The following is a 13,257-nucleotide window of genomic DNA, read 5'->3' on the forward strand; positions in this document are numbered from 1 at the left end:
AGGAGAGTTATGACAGCAGCTCAATCTCACCAATCATTACTTGAAACTTGCATTCAGGCTTGTCTCGATTGTCTGCGCGAGTGCGAAAACTGTGCCGATGCTTGCCTAAGTGAAGATATGGTACAAATGATGGCTGAATGTATCAAGCGATGTCGCGATTGTGCCGATACTTGCGATTTATGCGCCCGGTTTATGTCGCGTAATTCAGACCTTCACGGGCAAATGTGTAGTGTTTGTGCTGAAGCCTGCGATCGCTGTGCCACTGAGTGCGAGAAGCACGACCACGACCATTGCAAGCGCTGCGCTCAAACTTGCCGTCGTTGTGCTGAGACTTGTCGCCAGATGGCTACAGCTATGGCTGCATAAGTCAATTCACCTACTGGCTGTTCGATCGATCGGGCAGTCATGTATAATGCGGAATTATGAATTCGGAATTCAGAATTACCCTACGATTAAAATCAGGAGCTTGAAACCTCTTTAATTCCGTGCTTCGGTTGCTTTATCGTCTTCATCTGCTTGAATAATCGGGCAAATTGTTCCAGGCTGCGGAACTGGTACAGACTCCCAACCCGAAAGTAATCCCTTCAATTCAGCCTGCAATGTCATCAACTGCTGAATTTGGCGATCGATCTGTCGCAATTTATCTTCTAACTTCTCTTTAACTTCACCGCAAGGCAAATTACCGCGATCGTAAACATCAAGAATTTCTTTAATTTCTTCCAGACTCAGACCGAGTTTTTGAGCGCGTTTGATGAATGATAGCCGAGTCAAGACATCGGGGGAAAACTGTCGGAAGCCTCCTTCAGTGCGGCTGGAAGATTGCAACAGACCCAGAGTTTCATAATAGCGGATCGTTCTAATTGGGACACCGCTCATAGCCGTTACTTGACCGATGAGTAGCGATCGCTCTTGAACCAACATAATACGCCTCCAAAGTCAATCTTATGTACGGCGACTGCTCTAACTGCATTTATCCCTACTTATCTATTATCAACCCTCTAGTTAGCTGGAGAGTCAATTAACCTTGAATCTAATTGTTGTTATACCTTCATAGCAATTCTCGGTTGTGTGGATGATATTTGTAGGGGCGCACAGAGAAAGCGCCCCTACCAGACGTGCATTGCATCCAATTGAAAACCGCTATCAACCTAAAAGTCTCGCGATCGCCCCATTTGCCTGAGACTCGTAACTCCCACCAAATAAGTTGAAGTGGTTCAAAATGTGATAGAGATTGTAGAGAATTTTTCGCCGTTCGTACCCAGAATCTAGCGGTAGAACTTCGTTATATCCCTGATAAAAAGCGGCTGGAAAACCACCAAATAATTCAGTCATGGCAACATCAACTTCGCGATCGCCGTAATATGTTGCAGGATCGAAAATGACGGGTTCTCCAGCACTGGTAAAAGCGGCGTTACCACCCCACAAATCCCCGTGGACTAGGGAAGGTGACGGTTGATGTCCTGCCAGGATTTGCCCAATTGCCGCAAGTAACTTTTCCTGTTGGGGAAAGCGTCCGCCTCTACGTTTTGCTAGCTGAAATTGATAGCCTAAGCGGTGTTGAGTATAGAATTCTACCCAATCCGTCATCCAAGTATTGATTTGCGGTGTAGAACCAATCGTATTATTTATATCCCAGCCAAACGCTTGATTGCTGCTGCGATCGTGCATTGCTGCTAGCTGTCGTCCCATTTCTGCCCAAGCCGGAGTTCCTCCACGTCCTAAGTCCAACCATTCCAAAACAATGTATGCAGACTTATCGGTTGTTCCCCAGCAAATCGGTTGTGGGACACGAATCGTTGCCGTAGCCAACATTTGTTTTAATCCCAGCGCCTCTGCTTCAAACATGGCAGTCTGGGAGGGGGAATTGAGTTTGACAAAGTAAGTGCGATCGCCATCGGTAACGGTGTAGCCTTGGTTAATGCAACCGCCACTCACTGTCCGCTGACTATTGACAAAAAACTCTTTTCCTGAAATCTTGGAAATATGATGGGCAATCTCCGTCCACATATATACTCTTATTCGGGTTTAGTGGTAACGATACCGTAAGCCGAGGGAGAAAGATATTGCACGGCAGCAGCTTGTAAGTCGGCAGTAGTGAGAGCTTGAATTTTATTTGGATACTCTAAGGCGGATGCTAAGTTTCCGGTTAAAGATTGATAGTAGCCATACAAACCAGCGCGTTCGCTGGGGGTTTCGTTAGCAAAAATAAAGCGATTGGCAACTTGAGTGCCGACTCGGGCGATTTCTGATTCCTGTACGGGAGCAGACTGTATCTTCTCGATCTGGGATGCGATCGCTGCTTCGACCATCTCTAGGTTTTCTACTGGCATCTGGGCAGAAACGTAAAATAGCCCTTGTAGGTGCTGTGTCAAGTTACTCACAGAAATATTGGAAACCCAGCCCTTTTCTTCCCGCAGTTCTCTCACCAATCTCGACGTGCGCCCGTGACTCAAAATTGCTGCTAAAACATCTAGGGCGTAAGTTTGCTCTAGCTGTACTAACCCTGGAACCCGCCACAGCATGACGAGTCTTGCTTGTTGCAAGCTGGGATCGACGAATTCGTGGCGGACGATCTGAGTGAAGGGGGGTTCGGGGTGGAGTCGGGAGTCGGTAGGGGCGCACTGCTGTGCGCCCCTACTAGGATGTTGGGAGTCGGGAGTATGTTTAGCAAAACTATTGGCGACGATTTCGATTAATTCTGTTTCGGGTAAGTTACCAACAACCGATGCTGTGATGGACTGAGGTTGATACCAGGTAGCGTGAAAGTCGCGCATTTGCTGCGGTTGTAATTGCGCGATCGCATCCACCGTACCCAAAACTGAGCGCCGATAGGGTAAGCGGTCAAAAGCCATTTCCATCGCCCGTTGAAAAGTCCGGCGACGAGGATTATCGTCAGAGCGACGAATTTCTTCTAACACGACTAAGCGTTCTAACTCAAACGCATCATCGGGAATTAAACTGTTGAGAACGATATCGATTTGCAGTGGTGCTAAAGCTGCAAAATCTGACGGAGCAGTCGTAATGTAGAATTGCGTGTAATCTTGACTGGTTGCTGCATTAGCGATCGCACCCCGCGCCTCAATGCGACGCTCGAATTCACCCATTGTCAGTTGTGGAGTGCCTTTAAACACCATATGCTCCAAAAAATGAGCTACGCCGTTGATAGCATTTGATTCAACTGCCGAACCGACGTTAACCCATAAACTGAGATTAACCGCTTCTACAGGCATTTGCTGAGCTACAATCGTTAACCCGTTAGCAAGTCGGTGCAGTTTGGGGGTAGATATTGGAGGAGTTTTGAGCAGAGTTGAGGTCATGGACGCGACAAAATAGACCGATCTTTCTCTATCTTACTTAGTTAGGGAGCAGGGAGTAGGGAGCTGAGGGAGTTGAGGAGGCTGAGGGGACAAGGGGGATAAGGGGGACAAGGGGGACAAGGGGGAACTCGCTCTTCCCCACGACCGAAGGGAGTGGGGATTAGGGGGCGAAGGGGGACAAGGGGGACAAGGGGGATAAGGGGGACAAGGGGGATTAGGGGGACAAGGGGGACAAGGGGGAAGTGGTAAGAGGTGAGAGGTTTTTTCCGAGTCTGTCTGGAAGTAATGTAGTGTATGATACTGGATTGACAAATTTATTGCCCAGAATCCGAAATGTTGAGGGCTAAATTTGTTTGAGTAGAATATGCTGGCAATTTTTAGGAGCTACGCTTGACTCGCTTGAGGGAAGAAAATGCGACTTTTTCTGTTTTCATGTAGCATAGCAACTGCTTTGGCGATCGCTGCTTGTAGCAACGGACAACAAGCAACTTCATCTAAAGACCTAGAGTTTAAACCCGCAGAATTTCAACAATCGGAACTCCAACAGCAAAATCTTAGCGTGGAAACTAAGCAGACAGAGGTTAAACCAAATGAGGTTAAGCCTATTCAGGTCAAACCTATTCAGGTCAAGCCAATTAAAGTTAAACCACTCAAATTTAAACAGATTCAATTTAGATCGGTAGAATTGAAGCCGATAAAGCTGAAAGAAATTACGTTTAAAGGAGTGGAAGTTAGAGAAAACAGAGATTTAACAGCGATTATTCTGCCAGCAGATGTGCTATTTGACTTCGATAAAGATAATATTCGTCCCGACGCAGAAGTTGCTCTACGCCAAGTCGAAACAGTATTAACGCAGCGTTATGCTAACAATTCAGTCAGGATTGACGGACATACAGATGCGATCGCGGATAATTCATATAATCAAAATCTTTCCGAACGCCGTGCTAATTCAGTTAAACGTTGGTTGATGCAGCAGAGTGGGATCGAGTCAGCACGAATGACAACACGAGGATATGGTGAAACTGTCCCTGTTGCTGCTAATACTAAGGCAGACGGTTCGGATAACCCTGAAGGACGACAGAAGAATCGACGAGTTGAGATTGTCATTCAAAAATAGCAGGTACGTGCGATCGCCTTCTAATATGGCAGTTGGCAAATGCGATCGCGAAAGTCATACTGACAGTTGATGACAGTATTCTGACTCAATCTCAGTTACAGCCTAGTTATGATATGAAGTGTTTCTATTTATCTTTAAGATCGGAACAACTTGTATTTTAAAATACAAATTGCCTATAGACTACTATAGATGATGCAGAGAATTGTCAGCATAATGGAGCCGCGCCTATTTTAGAGATTTCTCCCGTCACCAGGGTTCGGACAGCACTTTTGCTAACTTTCTAAATATGGAAGCATCTTTTGAAATTACCCTGCAAATGGTAATTGCTGTAATTGCAGGGATTAGCGCTCAAGTTATAGCAGAATACCTCAAACTCCCTAGCATTGTCTTTTTGTTGCTATTTGGAATTTTGTTGGGTTCTGATGGGATGAACGTGCTGCACCCTCAAGTTTTAGGTGCTGGGTTGGAAGTAATTGTGGCGCTTTCTACCGCCGTGATCCTATTTGAGGGAGGGTTGAACCTAGAACTACGAGAACTGGGTAAAGTTTCTGGTAGTTTGAGAAATCTCGTTACTGTGGGAACCCTAATTACTCTGTTGGGTGGGAGTATGGCAGCGCATTGGCTGGGAGAGTTTCCCTGGGCGATCGCTTTCCTTTATGCTTCTTTGGTAGTGGTAACGGGTCCTACGGTAATTTCGCCACTATTACGCACGATTAAAGTAGACCGTCAGGTAGGAACTCTATTAGAAGGAGAAGCGGTGTTAATCGACCCTGTAGGGGCAATTCTCGCCGTTGTGGTACTCGATACAGTTTTAAATGGCGAAACCGACCCTTGGATGGCAATTAGTGGCTTGACGCTGCGTCTAGGCATTGGTGGGAGCATTGGGGCTGCTGGTGGTTGGTGTCTTGCCTTCATGTTCAAACGCGCTCACTTTATTTCTGACGAACTAAAAAATCTCGTTGTCTTAGCAGGTTTATGGGGTTTATTTACCCTAGCCCAACTCAGTCGCAGCGAATCTGGACTAATGGCGACAGTAGTTGCAGGCGTGGTTTTGGGTTCTGCTTCCTTGCCAGAAGAACGATTATTACGACGATTTAAAGGTCAGCTAACGATTCTCGGCGTGTCAGTACTATTTATCTTGCTTGCCGCAGATTTATCCATTGCCAGTATCTTTGCTTTAGGCTGGGGCAGTTTATTCACCGTCCTCGTGTTAATGTTTGTCGTCCGTCCCCTAAATATTGGTATTTGCACCATCAACAGCGATTTAAATTGGCGACAAAAATTGTTTTTATCGTGGGTTGCACCTAGAGGAATTGTTGCCGCTTCTGTCGCTTCGTTATTTTCGATTTTCCTGACCGAACGCGGGATTAACGGTGGAGACTCGATCAAGGCATTAGTCTTTTTAACAATTATCATGACTGTCGCCTGTCAAGGTTTAACTGCTGGCTGGGTAGCAAATTGGTTGCAAATCAGCTCTACGCAAGCAACTGGGGTGGTGATTGTCGGCTGCAACCCTTTGAGTTTGTTAATTGCTCGTCTTTTCCAAGAACGGGGAGAAGCCGTGTCGATGATCGATACCGATCCTGTAGCGTGTCAGCAAGCCCAGGCACAGAACTTGAAGGTTTTTTCTAGCAGCGCTTTAGATACAACAGTGCTAGAAGAGGCAGGACTAGCTTCTATGGGAACGTTTTTGGCAATGACCAATAATGGAGAAGTTAATTACGTCTTGGCACAAAGGGCTGTAGAAGAATTTCAACCACCAAGAGTGCTGGCTGTTTTTCCCCGCAATCCACAAGCAAGTACCTCAATAAATCGCAATCGGATCGATCGAGCTTTTGGATCGGATATACCGATTAAAACTTGGAACGAGTATATTAACAGCGATCGCGTAAAATTAGGCACGACAACTCTCAGCGAAGCAGGCTTTGCTTTGCAACAAGCCCATCTGCAAGCTTTGATTTGGGCAGGAGAATTAGTCCCGTTACTCCTAGAACGCGAAGATCGGTTACTTGTCGTTCCTGCAACAGAACAATGGCAACCAGGCGATCGCTTAATCTACTTATTACACGATCCCAGACCAAATCTATTGAAACGGCTATCGGGGGCGACACCAGCAAAACGCCTTGCTTTAGAAAAATTGCCCGAAGTCGAAGAAATTCCTCTTCCGAGCCAAAATGTCTCTACAATTTAAAGTCAATAAATTTGTAGGGGCGGGTTTTTACCAAATACCTCAGACTCCGAGCGAGATTTTAGATAAACCCGCCCGTACAAAAGACAAGTTAAGAATTTTTGATTAATTCCCGTGGCGCGTTCGTTTTTGACTCTGCGGATGTGACAGATGCAATAGGTGTTTGCTGTTTTTCTTGCCATAATACGCCCAATAAGTGAACGATCGCTAACATTATGGCGCTACCGGAAATAATGTAGCTGTGGATGGTGTAGAGGTGTTCGACTGTGGTTGTATTCACTGCACCACCACCCGTGATGACATCTCGCAGGGTAGAACCAATAAAAGGAATGGCTTCGATGGTACTTAATTCGATCCGAAAGCGCCAGTAACCGACTTGACTCCAATCGAGAATCATTGCCGTCCAAGCTAAAGCGATCGCGTTGAGGATCAGTAAAATATTGCTAATCCAACCAGTTAACCAACTACGGCGAAACTGCCTACCCAAGAACATCACGACCATTTGAATCAGTGCTACACCAATTAGTAAGGTTCCGGCATAATCGTGTAAGCCATGAATGATTTGACCGTTAGGAATCTCCGTATCGATCCATTGCAAAGCCTGATTCGCACCACCTGCCACTGGTTCGTAATAAAAAGATAATAAAATGCCAGTCACAGCGGCGATCGCGCACAATGTTAACAATGCTACAGATAGTATTGTCGCCGTTCGTTTCAAAACGAATTCATAGGAAAGACTCTTCATAACTCCCGCTTCTCAGTACTCTCAAAATGTGTACTTTCTTTAAGATGCTAACCAAGTCACTCATTTGAAGAGTTCTTTCTAGAGGGGGAGATGGTAAGACATGAAGTCAGGAGTCAGGAGTCAGGAGTCAGAAGTCAGGAGTTGTTTAATCTCTTCTCTCCCTCAGCAACCTTGCGCTTCCTCAGCTCTCTTTCCCCTGTTCCCTTACTCCAAATACGACACCCAACTCGGTACAACTTGAGGCGAACCGTACCAAATTCCAGGGGCTTTGGGAGAGTGCTTGACTCCCTCTAAAATTAAATTTTCTGCTCCCTCTAAATGAGCTGCTGCGATTGGGGTAATGCCATCACCCCAACAATTTCCTTGTCCGCAGGTCAAGCGATAGCTGCTGTATGCCAGCCAACTTCCTCGCCGTCGCTGTCCGAAGATGCTCTTACCAGCAACGCAAACGTAGCGCACTCGGGAACTGTAAAAAGCACCAGGATAGTTATTGTTGACAAAATCGAGATTCCAGCGCGTCCAGCGTTCTTGGCTAATGTGGGGAGTTCCCAGCGTGACTAACGTGGCAACAAAGCGGTAAGCTTCCCAAGGGGGAATTGCGGCGATCGCCGCATTACGAGCCAGGTAAGCTTTTTCACCTAAATAAATTCGCGAGATCCAGCCGCCAGCAGAATGACCGATCAAATTCACTTTAGCTGTGTTGTATTGCCGTAAAACTTGCTCGACCGTGCGATGCAGTTGCAGCAAAATTGGAGTCATCGGTCTACCTCCTAACGTGGGGAACCAATCTTGTCGTTGTAAGGGAACCGTAACGGTAGGAAAGCCTGACTGTTGTAAAAATTTTTCCAACGGACGGTAGGCGATCGCGGCTTCTAAAAATCCAGGTAAAATGACGGTGGGAAGCATAGACAGTAACCAGTGACCAGTGACCAGTGACCAGTGACCACGCACCACTCACCACTCACTCCACCCTACACCCTCGACAAGTAACACGCACTACTCAACTACCAACTACCAATGACCAATGACCAATGACCAATGACCAATGACGACAAATGACTCCTCAATGGCGAATGGTATTCTCTACGGTGTTAGTGTTGGTCCAGGCGATCCAGAACTGATAACGCTCAAAGGGTTGCGATCGCTGCAACAAGCTCCCGTAGTTGCTTTTCCTAGAGGAATTCAAGACAAACCAGGCATTGCCCAACAAATAATTGCTCCGTGGCTGCGATCGGATCAACAGCAGCTACCCTTAGATTTTCCCTACGTGCAAGACATTGAAGTTTTAACAAAAGCATGGCAGCTAGCCGCCAAGCAAGTTTGGGAATATTTACAGAAAGGTCAAGATGTGGCTTTTGCCTGTGAAGGGGATATTAGTTTCTACAGTACGTTTACCTATTTAGCACAGACGCTGCAACAAATGTATCCCGCAGCCGTCATCAACTACGTTCCTGGTGTCTGCTCGCCTATGGCAGCAGCATCGGCGTTAGGGCTGCCCTTAACTGTCCGCCAAGAGCGTTTAGTCGTGTTACCAGCGATTTATAACGTCAACGAACTAGAATCTATTTTAGACTGGGCAGAAGTCGTAGTATTGATGAAAGTGAGTTCCGTATACGAACAAGTATGGCAAGTCTTGCAGCGCAAATCCCTACTGCAACAGAGCTGGATAGTAGAACGAGCTACATTACCAAATATGGTGATATATAAAGATTTAAGCGATCGCCCGCACCTACAATTACCCTACTTTTCTTTACTCGTCGTCCAAGTCAGTCGTCAGTGACTAGCGACTAGTCACTAGTCACTAGTCACTAGTCGCTAGAATTATTTGTCCCCCTTGTCCCCCTTGTCCCCCTTGTCCCCCTTCGCCCCCTAATCCCCCTTGTCCCCCTTGTCCCCCTTGTCCCCCTAATCCCCCTTGTCCCCCTTGTCTCCCCTACTCCCTAATTACTGATGTCTACTTCCTCTCTAGTTCAAGCTTTACCTGAAGCATGGCGATCGACAAATGGACTGGCAATTTTGGGTTCGCTCGGCATTCACACCCTACTATTGGTAGGGCTGCCTTTTGTCTCGCTAGATCCGCAAGAAGTTGATTTACAGAGTAGTATCGGAGTCGTGGAGTTGTCTCCCGAAGAACGCAGCCGCGTACCGCAAGTAGCAGCAGATCCATCTGTCATCCCGCCTGTCAATACTGCTCAACAGCAAGCGCCTGCGCCTGCTCAGGGTTTTCAGTCAGAAATCTTACCCCCTCTGCCCGCACCATCACCTTTTTTACCACCACCGCCTGGGACTACGCCAATGTACCAAATGCCCAGTAGCGATTCATTACCTCCACCTGCGCCTATCCCCTTACCACCGCCACCTCAAAATTTACTCTCGCAAAATCCTTTTGGACAGCCCCCAGCACCACAGCCAAACCAAGCAAATCAAAATATCCAAATGCGGCAATTAGCGCCGCCAGCGAATGCCTTACCACCGATTCCCGATCTGCCTCCAACGCAAAATTTGCAGCCAAGTCCACCAATAGCCCAACCACCCAAAAATTCACCCGATCGCGCTCAACAAGAAAGGATGGCACGGCAAAATGCCCTGGCGCAACGGTTGGCAGCAAATCGCAGTAAAGCCGATACTTCCCCAACGAGCGATCGCGAACGGCTTTTGGACGCAGCAGCGCAACAGCAAGTTCAACGAGCCAAAGAACGCGAGGAACGTGCCTCTCGCTTAGCAGCCTCTTTACAACAGCGGCAATCTAATCCCGCACCGACTAATCCTCCAGCCACGAATCCAAATAGCGATCGCGCCTCTCGCCTCGCAGCCATACTCCAACAGCGACAACAGCGTCAATCTAATCCCACACCGACTACCCCTTCCGCGACGAATCCAAATAGCGATCGCGCCTCCCGTTTGGCAGCACTTCAGCAACGTCTTGCCCGACCGATCGGCGCTCGACCTGACTTTAAACCCGAATCGGGATCTACGCAGACAATTGCTCAAATTGAAGCCTTGCAGCAACAGTATCAAAAAGTACAACAAGCTTATCCGCAATTTGTTACGGCTGCGCCAATCCGCAAACGAGTTCCTGTATGTAATAAAAAACTCAATGGCGGCGAAGCGATTATTGCAGCACTAACCGATCCCACGGGCAAAATTGTGATTGGACCCGATGTGATTTCTAAAGATAGTCCTAGCGCCGTACAACAAGCTGCGATTCGCTATGTCAAACGCTATCCATTCACCAAGTCGGCTGCTCCCGTGAATCAAACCTTTCGTCTAGAATTCAGCCACAATCCTAGATTATGTTCTAGAAAGTAGTGCAACAATTCTGTTTGACTCTGCTGCTAAAGTTAGCTGCGATCGCTCAGTCATAGCTAACTCACACAATAATTTTTGGTTCAGGCAAGTCTCCCCCTAGTCCCCTTTTTAAGGGGGGAAATAAAGCCCCCTTTTTAAGGGGGTTGGGGGATCTTCGATTATTCAAAATTACTATAAGTTACGTCATCTATCACTTGATAATTTCATATACATCTATCTAAAGAAATACTTTTTAATATTTGTAAATTCGCTATTCTTAGCCTCAGACATCAATATAAGACATAAATGAAATTTGAATATTCAAACTTTTTCTGTTAGTTCTCATCTGATATTGGGAATGATAACTATATCGATCTAGGTTGCAATTTTTATGCATCAAATCAGTATAGTAGGAAGTTCGCAAACTTTTTTGACTTGTAGACCTTATTGCTAATAACAGCGATCGCAAAACTGCATCCATTACTATCATCTTTGGTTAGCAATTGGGCAAGAAATCATGAATCAAGAGCCAACCCCTAAATCCCTGAGCGCAACTATTAGTCAACTGAAACAAATCAACGAACAATTACAGCTTCAAGTTGCAGCACACCAGCGGGCAGAGGCAGAAGTTCGATTTTTGCATGGCATTACCCAGTTTATTAATGAATCTCACGATTTTCACTCTGCATTAGCGATCGCGCTAGAAAAAATCTGTCAGTTTACTGGCTGGCAATTTGGTGAAGCATGGACTCCCAGTTCTGACGATCGAAATTTAACATGTAGCCCTGCTTGGTACAGTGCCGACCCAAGCTTAGAGCAATTTCGCCACAGCAGCGAAGGATATAAATTTGCTGCCAATATCGGTTTACCTGGGCGTGTTTGGGTGTCAAAGCGTCCTGAGTGGTTGCACATTTCTCAGGAACCAGAAACCATATTTTTACGCAAATCCTTTGCAGATCGAGTTGGATTCAAAACGGCGTTGGGTATGCCAATTGTTGATAGTGGCGATCGCGTCCTAGCGGTGTTGGTATTTTTCATGTTTGCATCTTGCGCAGAAAATACCCATTTAATCGAGTTGGTTGCAACTATTGCTGTTCAGCTAGGCACTTTATTACAACGCCAACAAGCAGAAGCAGCACTATATCAAAGTCAAGCATGGCTGCAAGCAATTTTAGATAATTCCACAGCACTAATTTATATCAAAGATTTAGATGGAAAATATTTACTCGTCAATGTCTGGTTTAGCCTTCTATTCTATCCCGATCGCGCTGGGGTAAAAGGAAAAACTGACTACGACATTTTCCCTCCAGAAATTGCTGCTGTTTTACAGCAAAACGATCGAAAAGTTATAGCTGCTAAATCTCCAATTGATTGGGAAGAACTGTTACCACATGAGGATGACGGTTTACATACCTATCTTTCCATTAAATTTCCTCTCTATAACGAACGCGGTGAACCTTATGCGATTTGTGGAATTTCTACCGATATTACCGAACGCAAACGCGCTGAAGATGCCCTACGTTCCAGTATGGCGACAAATAGAGCTTTACTCAATGCGATCCCAGACTTGATGTTTCGCATCAATCGTTCGGGAGTTTTTGTCAACTTCAAAGCCGCAAAAGGCGATCGCTTGCACCTACCAGCACATGAATTTTTAGGTAAACATTTATCTGAAGTATTTCCTGCTGAAATTGCCAAAGCATTTGATGGTTGTATAAAACGTACTTTATTTACTAATGAAGTGCAAATTTTAGAATGTCAGCTGATTGTAAATGATGAATTCAGAGATTACGAATTACGCATTGCTGTCAGTGCTGAAAATGAAGTCATGGCAATCGTTCGCGATATTACCGATCGCAAGCGAACGGAAGCAGAAATTCGCCTTGCTTTAGAAAAAGAGAAAGAGCTAGGAGAACTCAAATCGCGGTTTGTAACGATGGCTTCCCATGAATTTCGCACGCCTCTAGCAACGATTTTATCTTCTTCAGAATTGCTCGAACACTACAGTCATAAATGGAGTGAAGATCGAAAACTAAATCATTTACAAAGAATTCAAACATCTGTAAAACACATGACTCAATTATTAAATGACGTACTCTTAATTGGTAAAGCCGAGGCTGGTAAATTAGAATTTAAACCCCTACTCATCGACCTCAAACAATTTTGTCACGAAATTGTTGAAGCAATTCAATTAACGGCTAGCGATCGCCAAATTATTTTTCAGTGTCACGCAGATGAGCGGATTACGGGAATGATGGATGAGAAATTGCTACGTCATATTTTTATCAATCTTCTTTCCAATGCTGTTAAATATTCCCCTGGCGACAGTCCAGTTAATTTTGAATTAACTAACGAATGCGACACAGTTATTTTTCGGGTTCGAGATCGAGGAATTGGTATTCCCTTAGCAGAGCAAGCAGAAATTTTTAGTAGTTTCCACCGTGCTAGTAACGTCGGAAATATTTCTGGGACAGGACTCGGTTTAGCGATCGTGAAAAAATCAATCGATTTACACGATGGCAAAATTGCAGTTGAAAGTTCAGTTGGCTTAGGCACGATTTTCACTGTAGTACTTCCTTTAAACAAGCAGGTATAGGTACAA

At 45.7% G+C, this 13,257-nt stretch carries 11 protein-coding genes; 6 read left to right on the forward strand and 5 right to left on the reverse strand.

What is annotated here, in order from left to right:
* The first annotated feature begins 9 nt into the window (after positions 1-9).
* Entirely contained in the window at positions 10-366 is a 357-nt protein-coding gene (locus M5J74_RS15895) for a four-helix bundle copper-binding protein (protein ID WP_250012367.1), read from the forward strand.
* A gap of 111 nt (positions 367-477) precedes the next feature.
* On the opposite strand, the gene M5J74_RS15900 is transcribed toward M5J74_RS15895, so the two are convergent.
* The 3 genes from M5J74_RS15900 to M5J74_RS15910 all read right to left on the reverse strand — a co-directional run bounded on the left by M5J74_RS15900 (position 478) and on the right by M5J74_RS15910 (position 3,317).
* Positions 478-921, reverse strand: a complete 444-nt coding sequence (locus M5J74_RS15900) for a heavy metal-responsive transcriptional regulator (RefSeq protein WP_015155053.1) — start codon at positions 919-921, stop codon at positions 478-480.
* Between the two features lie 222 nt (positions 922-1,143).
* Positions 1,144-2,007: a fructosamine kinase family protein gene (locus tag M5J74_RS15905; protein ID WP_250012375.1), complete on the reverse strand. Its 864-nt coding sequence runs from the start codon at positions 2,005-2,007 to the stop codon at positions 1,144-1,146.
* Positions 2,008-2,015: 8 nt separating this feature from the next.
* Entirely contained in the window at positions 2,016-3,317 is a 1,302-nt protein-coding gene (locus M5J74_RS15910) for a pitrilysin family protein (protein ID WP_015155055.1), read from the reverse strand.
* Between the two features lie 412 nt (positions 3,318-3,729).
* On the opposite strand from M5J74_RS15910, the gene M5J74_RS15915 reads away from it, so the two are divergent.
* Positions 3,730-4,434 carry an OmpA family protein gene (locus M5J74_RS15915; RefSeq protein WP_015155057.1) on the forward strand — a complete coding sequence of 235 codons (705 nt, stop codon included), beginning with the start codon at positions 3,730-3,732 and terminating at the stop codon, positions 4,432-4,434.
* A gap of 286 nt (positions 4,435-4,720) precedes the next feature.
* Positions 4,721-6,625, forward strand: coding sequence for a sodium:proton antiporter (locus M5J74_RS15920; protein ID WP_015155058.1), 1,905 nt, complete (start codon positions 4,721-4,723; stop codon positions 6,623-6,625).
* 88 nt (positions 6,626-6,713) lie between these two features.
* Here the strand turns inward: M5J74_RS15920 and M5J74_RS15925 are convergent, their stop codons facing one another.
* Positions 6,714-7,367 (reverse strand): cytochrome b N-terminal domain-containing protein, encoded by a 654-nt coding sequence (locus tag M5J74_RS15925; protein ID WP_106218973.1) that lies wholly within the window; start codon positions 7,365-7,367, stop codon positions 6,714-6,716.
* A 204-nt stretch (positions 7,368-7,571) separates the two neighbouring features.
* Positions 7,572-8,273 (reverse strand): triacylglycerol lipase, encoded by a 702-nt coding sequence (locus M5J74_RS15930; RefSeq protein ID WP_041462487.1) that lies wholly within the window; start codon positions 8,271-8,273, stop codon positions 7,572-7,574.
* 160 nt (positions 8,274-8,433) lie between these two features.
* Here M5J74_RS15930 and M5J74_RS15935 point away from each other — a divergent pair, with 160 nt between their 5' ends.
* From M5J74_RS15935 to M5J74_RS15945, 3 genes are all read left to right on the forward strand, one after another.
* Positions 8,434-9,147, forward strand: a complete 714-nt coding sequence (locus tag M5J74_RS15935) for a precorrin-2 C(20)-methyltransferase (protein ID WP_106218974.1) — start codon at positions 8,434-8,436, stop codon at positions 9,145-9,147.
* 170 nt (positions 9,148-9,317) lie between these two features.
* Positions 9,318-10,676: a hypothetical protein gene (locus tag M5J74_RS15940; RefSeq protein WP_250012379.1), complete on the forward strand. Its 1,359-nt coding sequence runs from the start codon at positions 9,318-9,320 to the stop codon at positions 10,674-10,676.
* Between the two features lie 496 nt (positions 10,677-11,172).
* The gene (locus tag M5J74_RS15945; RefSeq protein ID WP_250012380.1) at positions 11,173-13,251 is read left to right on the forward strand and encodes an ATP-binding protein; all 2,079 of its coding nucleotides are present in this window, start codon (positions 11,173-11,175) and stop codon (positions 13,249-13,251) included.
* Positions 13,252-13,257: the final 6 nt, after the last annotated feature.

The organism is Chroococcidiopsis sp. CCNUC1 (genome assembly GCF_023546805.1).
In the GTDB taxonomy this organism is placed as follows: Bacteria; Cyanobacteriota; Cyanobacteriia; order Cyanobacteriales; family Chroococcidiopsidaceae; genus Chroococcidiopsis; species Chroococcidiopsis thermalis.

Bases quoted from the DNA above. Each gene is read 5' to 3' on its own strand.
- M5J74_RS15895 (WP_250012367.1), top strand. From the start codon at position 10: ATGACAGCAGCTCAATCTCACCAATCATTACTTGAAACTTGCATTCAG.
- M5J74_RS15900 (WP_015155053.1), bottom strand. From the start codon at position 921: ATGTTGGTTCAAGAGCGATCGCTACTCATCGGTCAAGTAACGGCTATG.
- M5J74_RS15905 (WP_250012375.1), bottom strand. From the start codon at position 2,007: ATGTGGACGGAGATTGCCCATCATATTTCCAAGATTTCAGGAAAAGAG.
- M5J74_RS15910 (WP_015155055.1), bottom strand. From the start codon at position 3,317: ATGACCTCAACTCTGCTCAAAACTCCTCCAATATCTACCCCCAAACTG.
- M5J74_RS15915 (WP_015155057.1), top strand. From the start codon at position 3,730: ATGCGACTTTTTCTGTTTTCATGTAGCATAGCAACTGCTTTGGCGATC.
- M5J74_RS15920 (WP_015155058.1), top strand. From the start codon at position 4,721: ATGGAAGCATCTTTTGAAATTACCCTGCAAATGGTAATTGCTGTAATT.
- M5J74_RS15925 (WP_106218973.1), bottom strand. From the start codon at position 7,367: ATGAAGAGTCTTTCCTATGAATTCGTTTTGAAACGAACGGCGACAATA.
- M5J74_RS15930 (WP_041462487.1), bottom strand. From the start codon at position 8,273: ATGCTTCCCACCGTCATTTTACCTGGATTTTTAGAAGCCGCGATCGCC.
- M5J74_RS15935 (WP_106218974.1), top strand. From the start codon at position 8,434: ATGGCGAATGGTATTCTCTACGGTGTTAGTGTTGGTCCAGGCGATCCA.
- M5J74_RS15940 (WP_250012379.1), top strand. From the start codon at position 9,318: ATGTCTACTTCCTCTCTAGTTCAAGCTTTACCTGAAGCATGGCGATCG.
- M5J74_RS15945 (WP_250012380.1), top strand. From the start codon at position 11,173: ATGAATCAAGAGCCAACCCCTAAATCCCTGAGCGCAACTATTAGTCAA.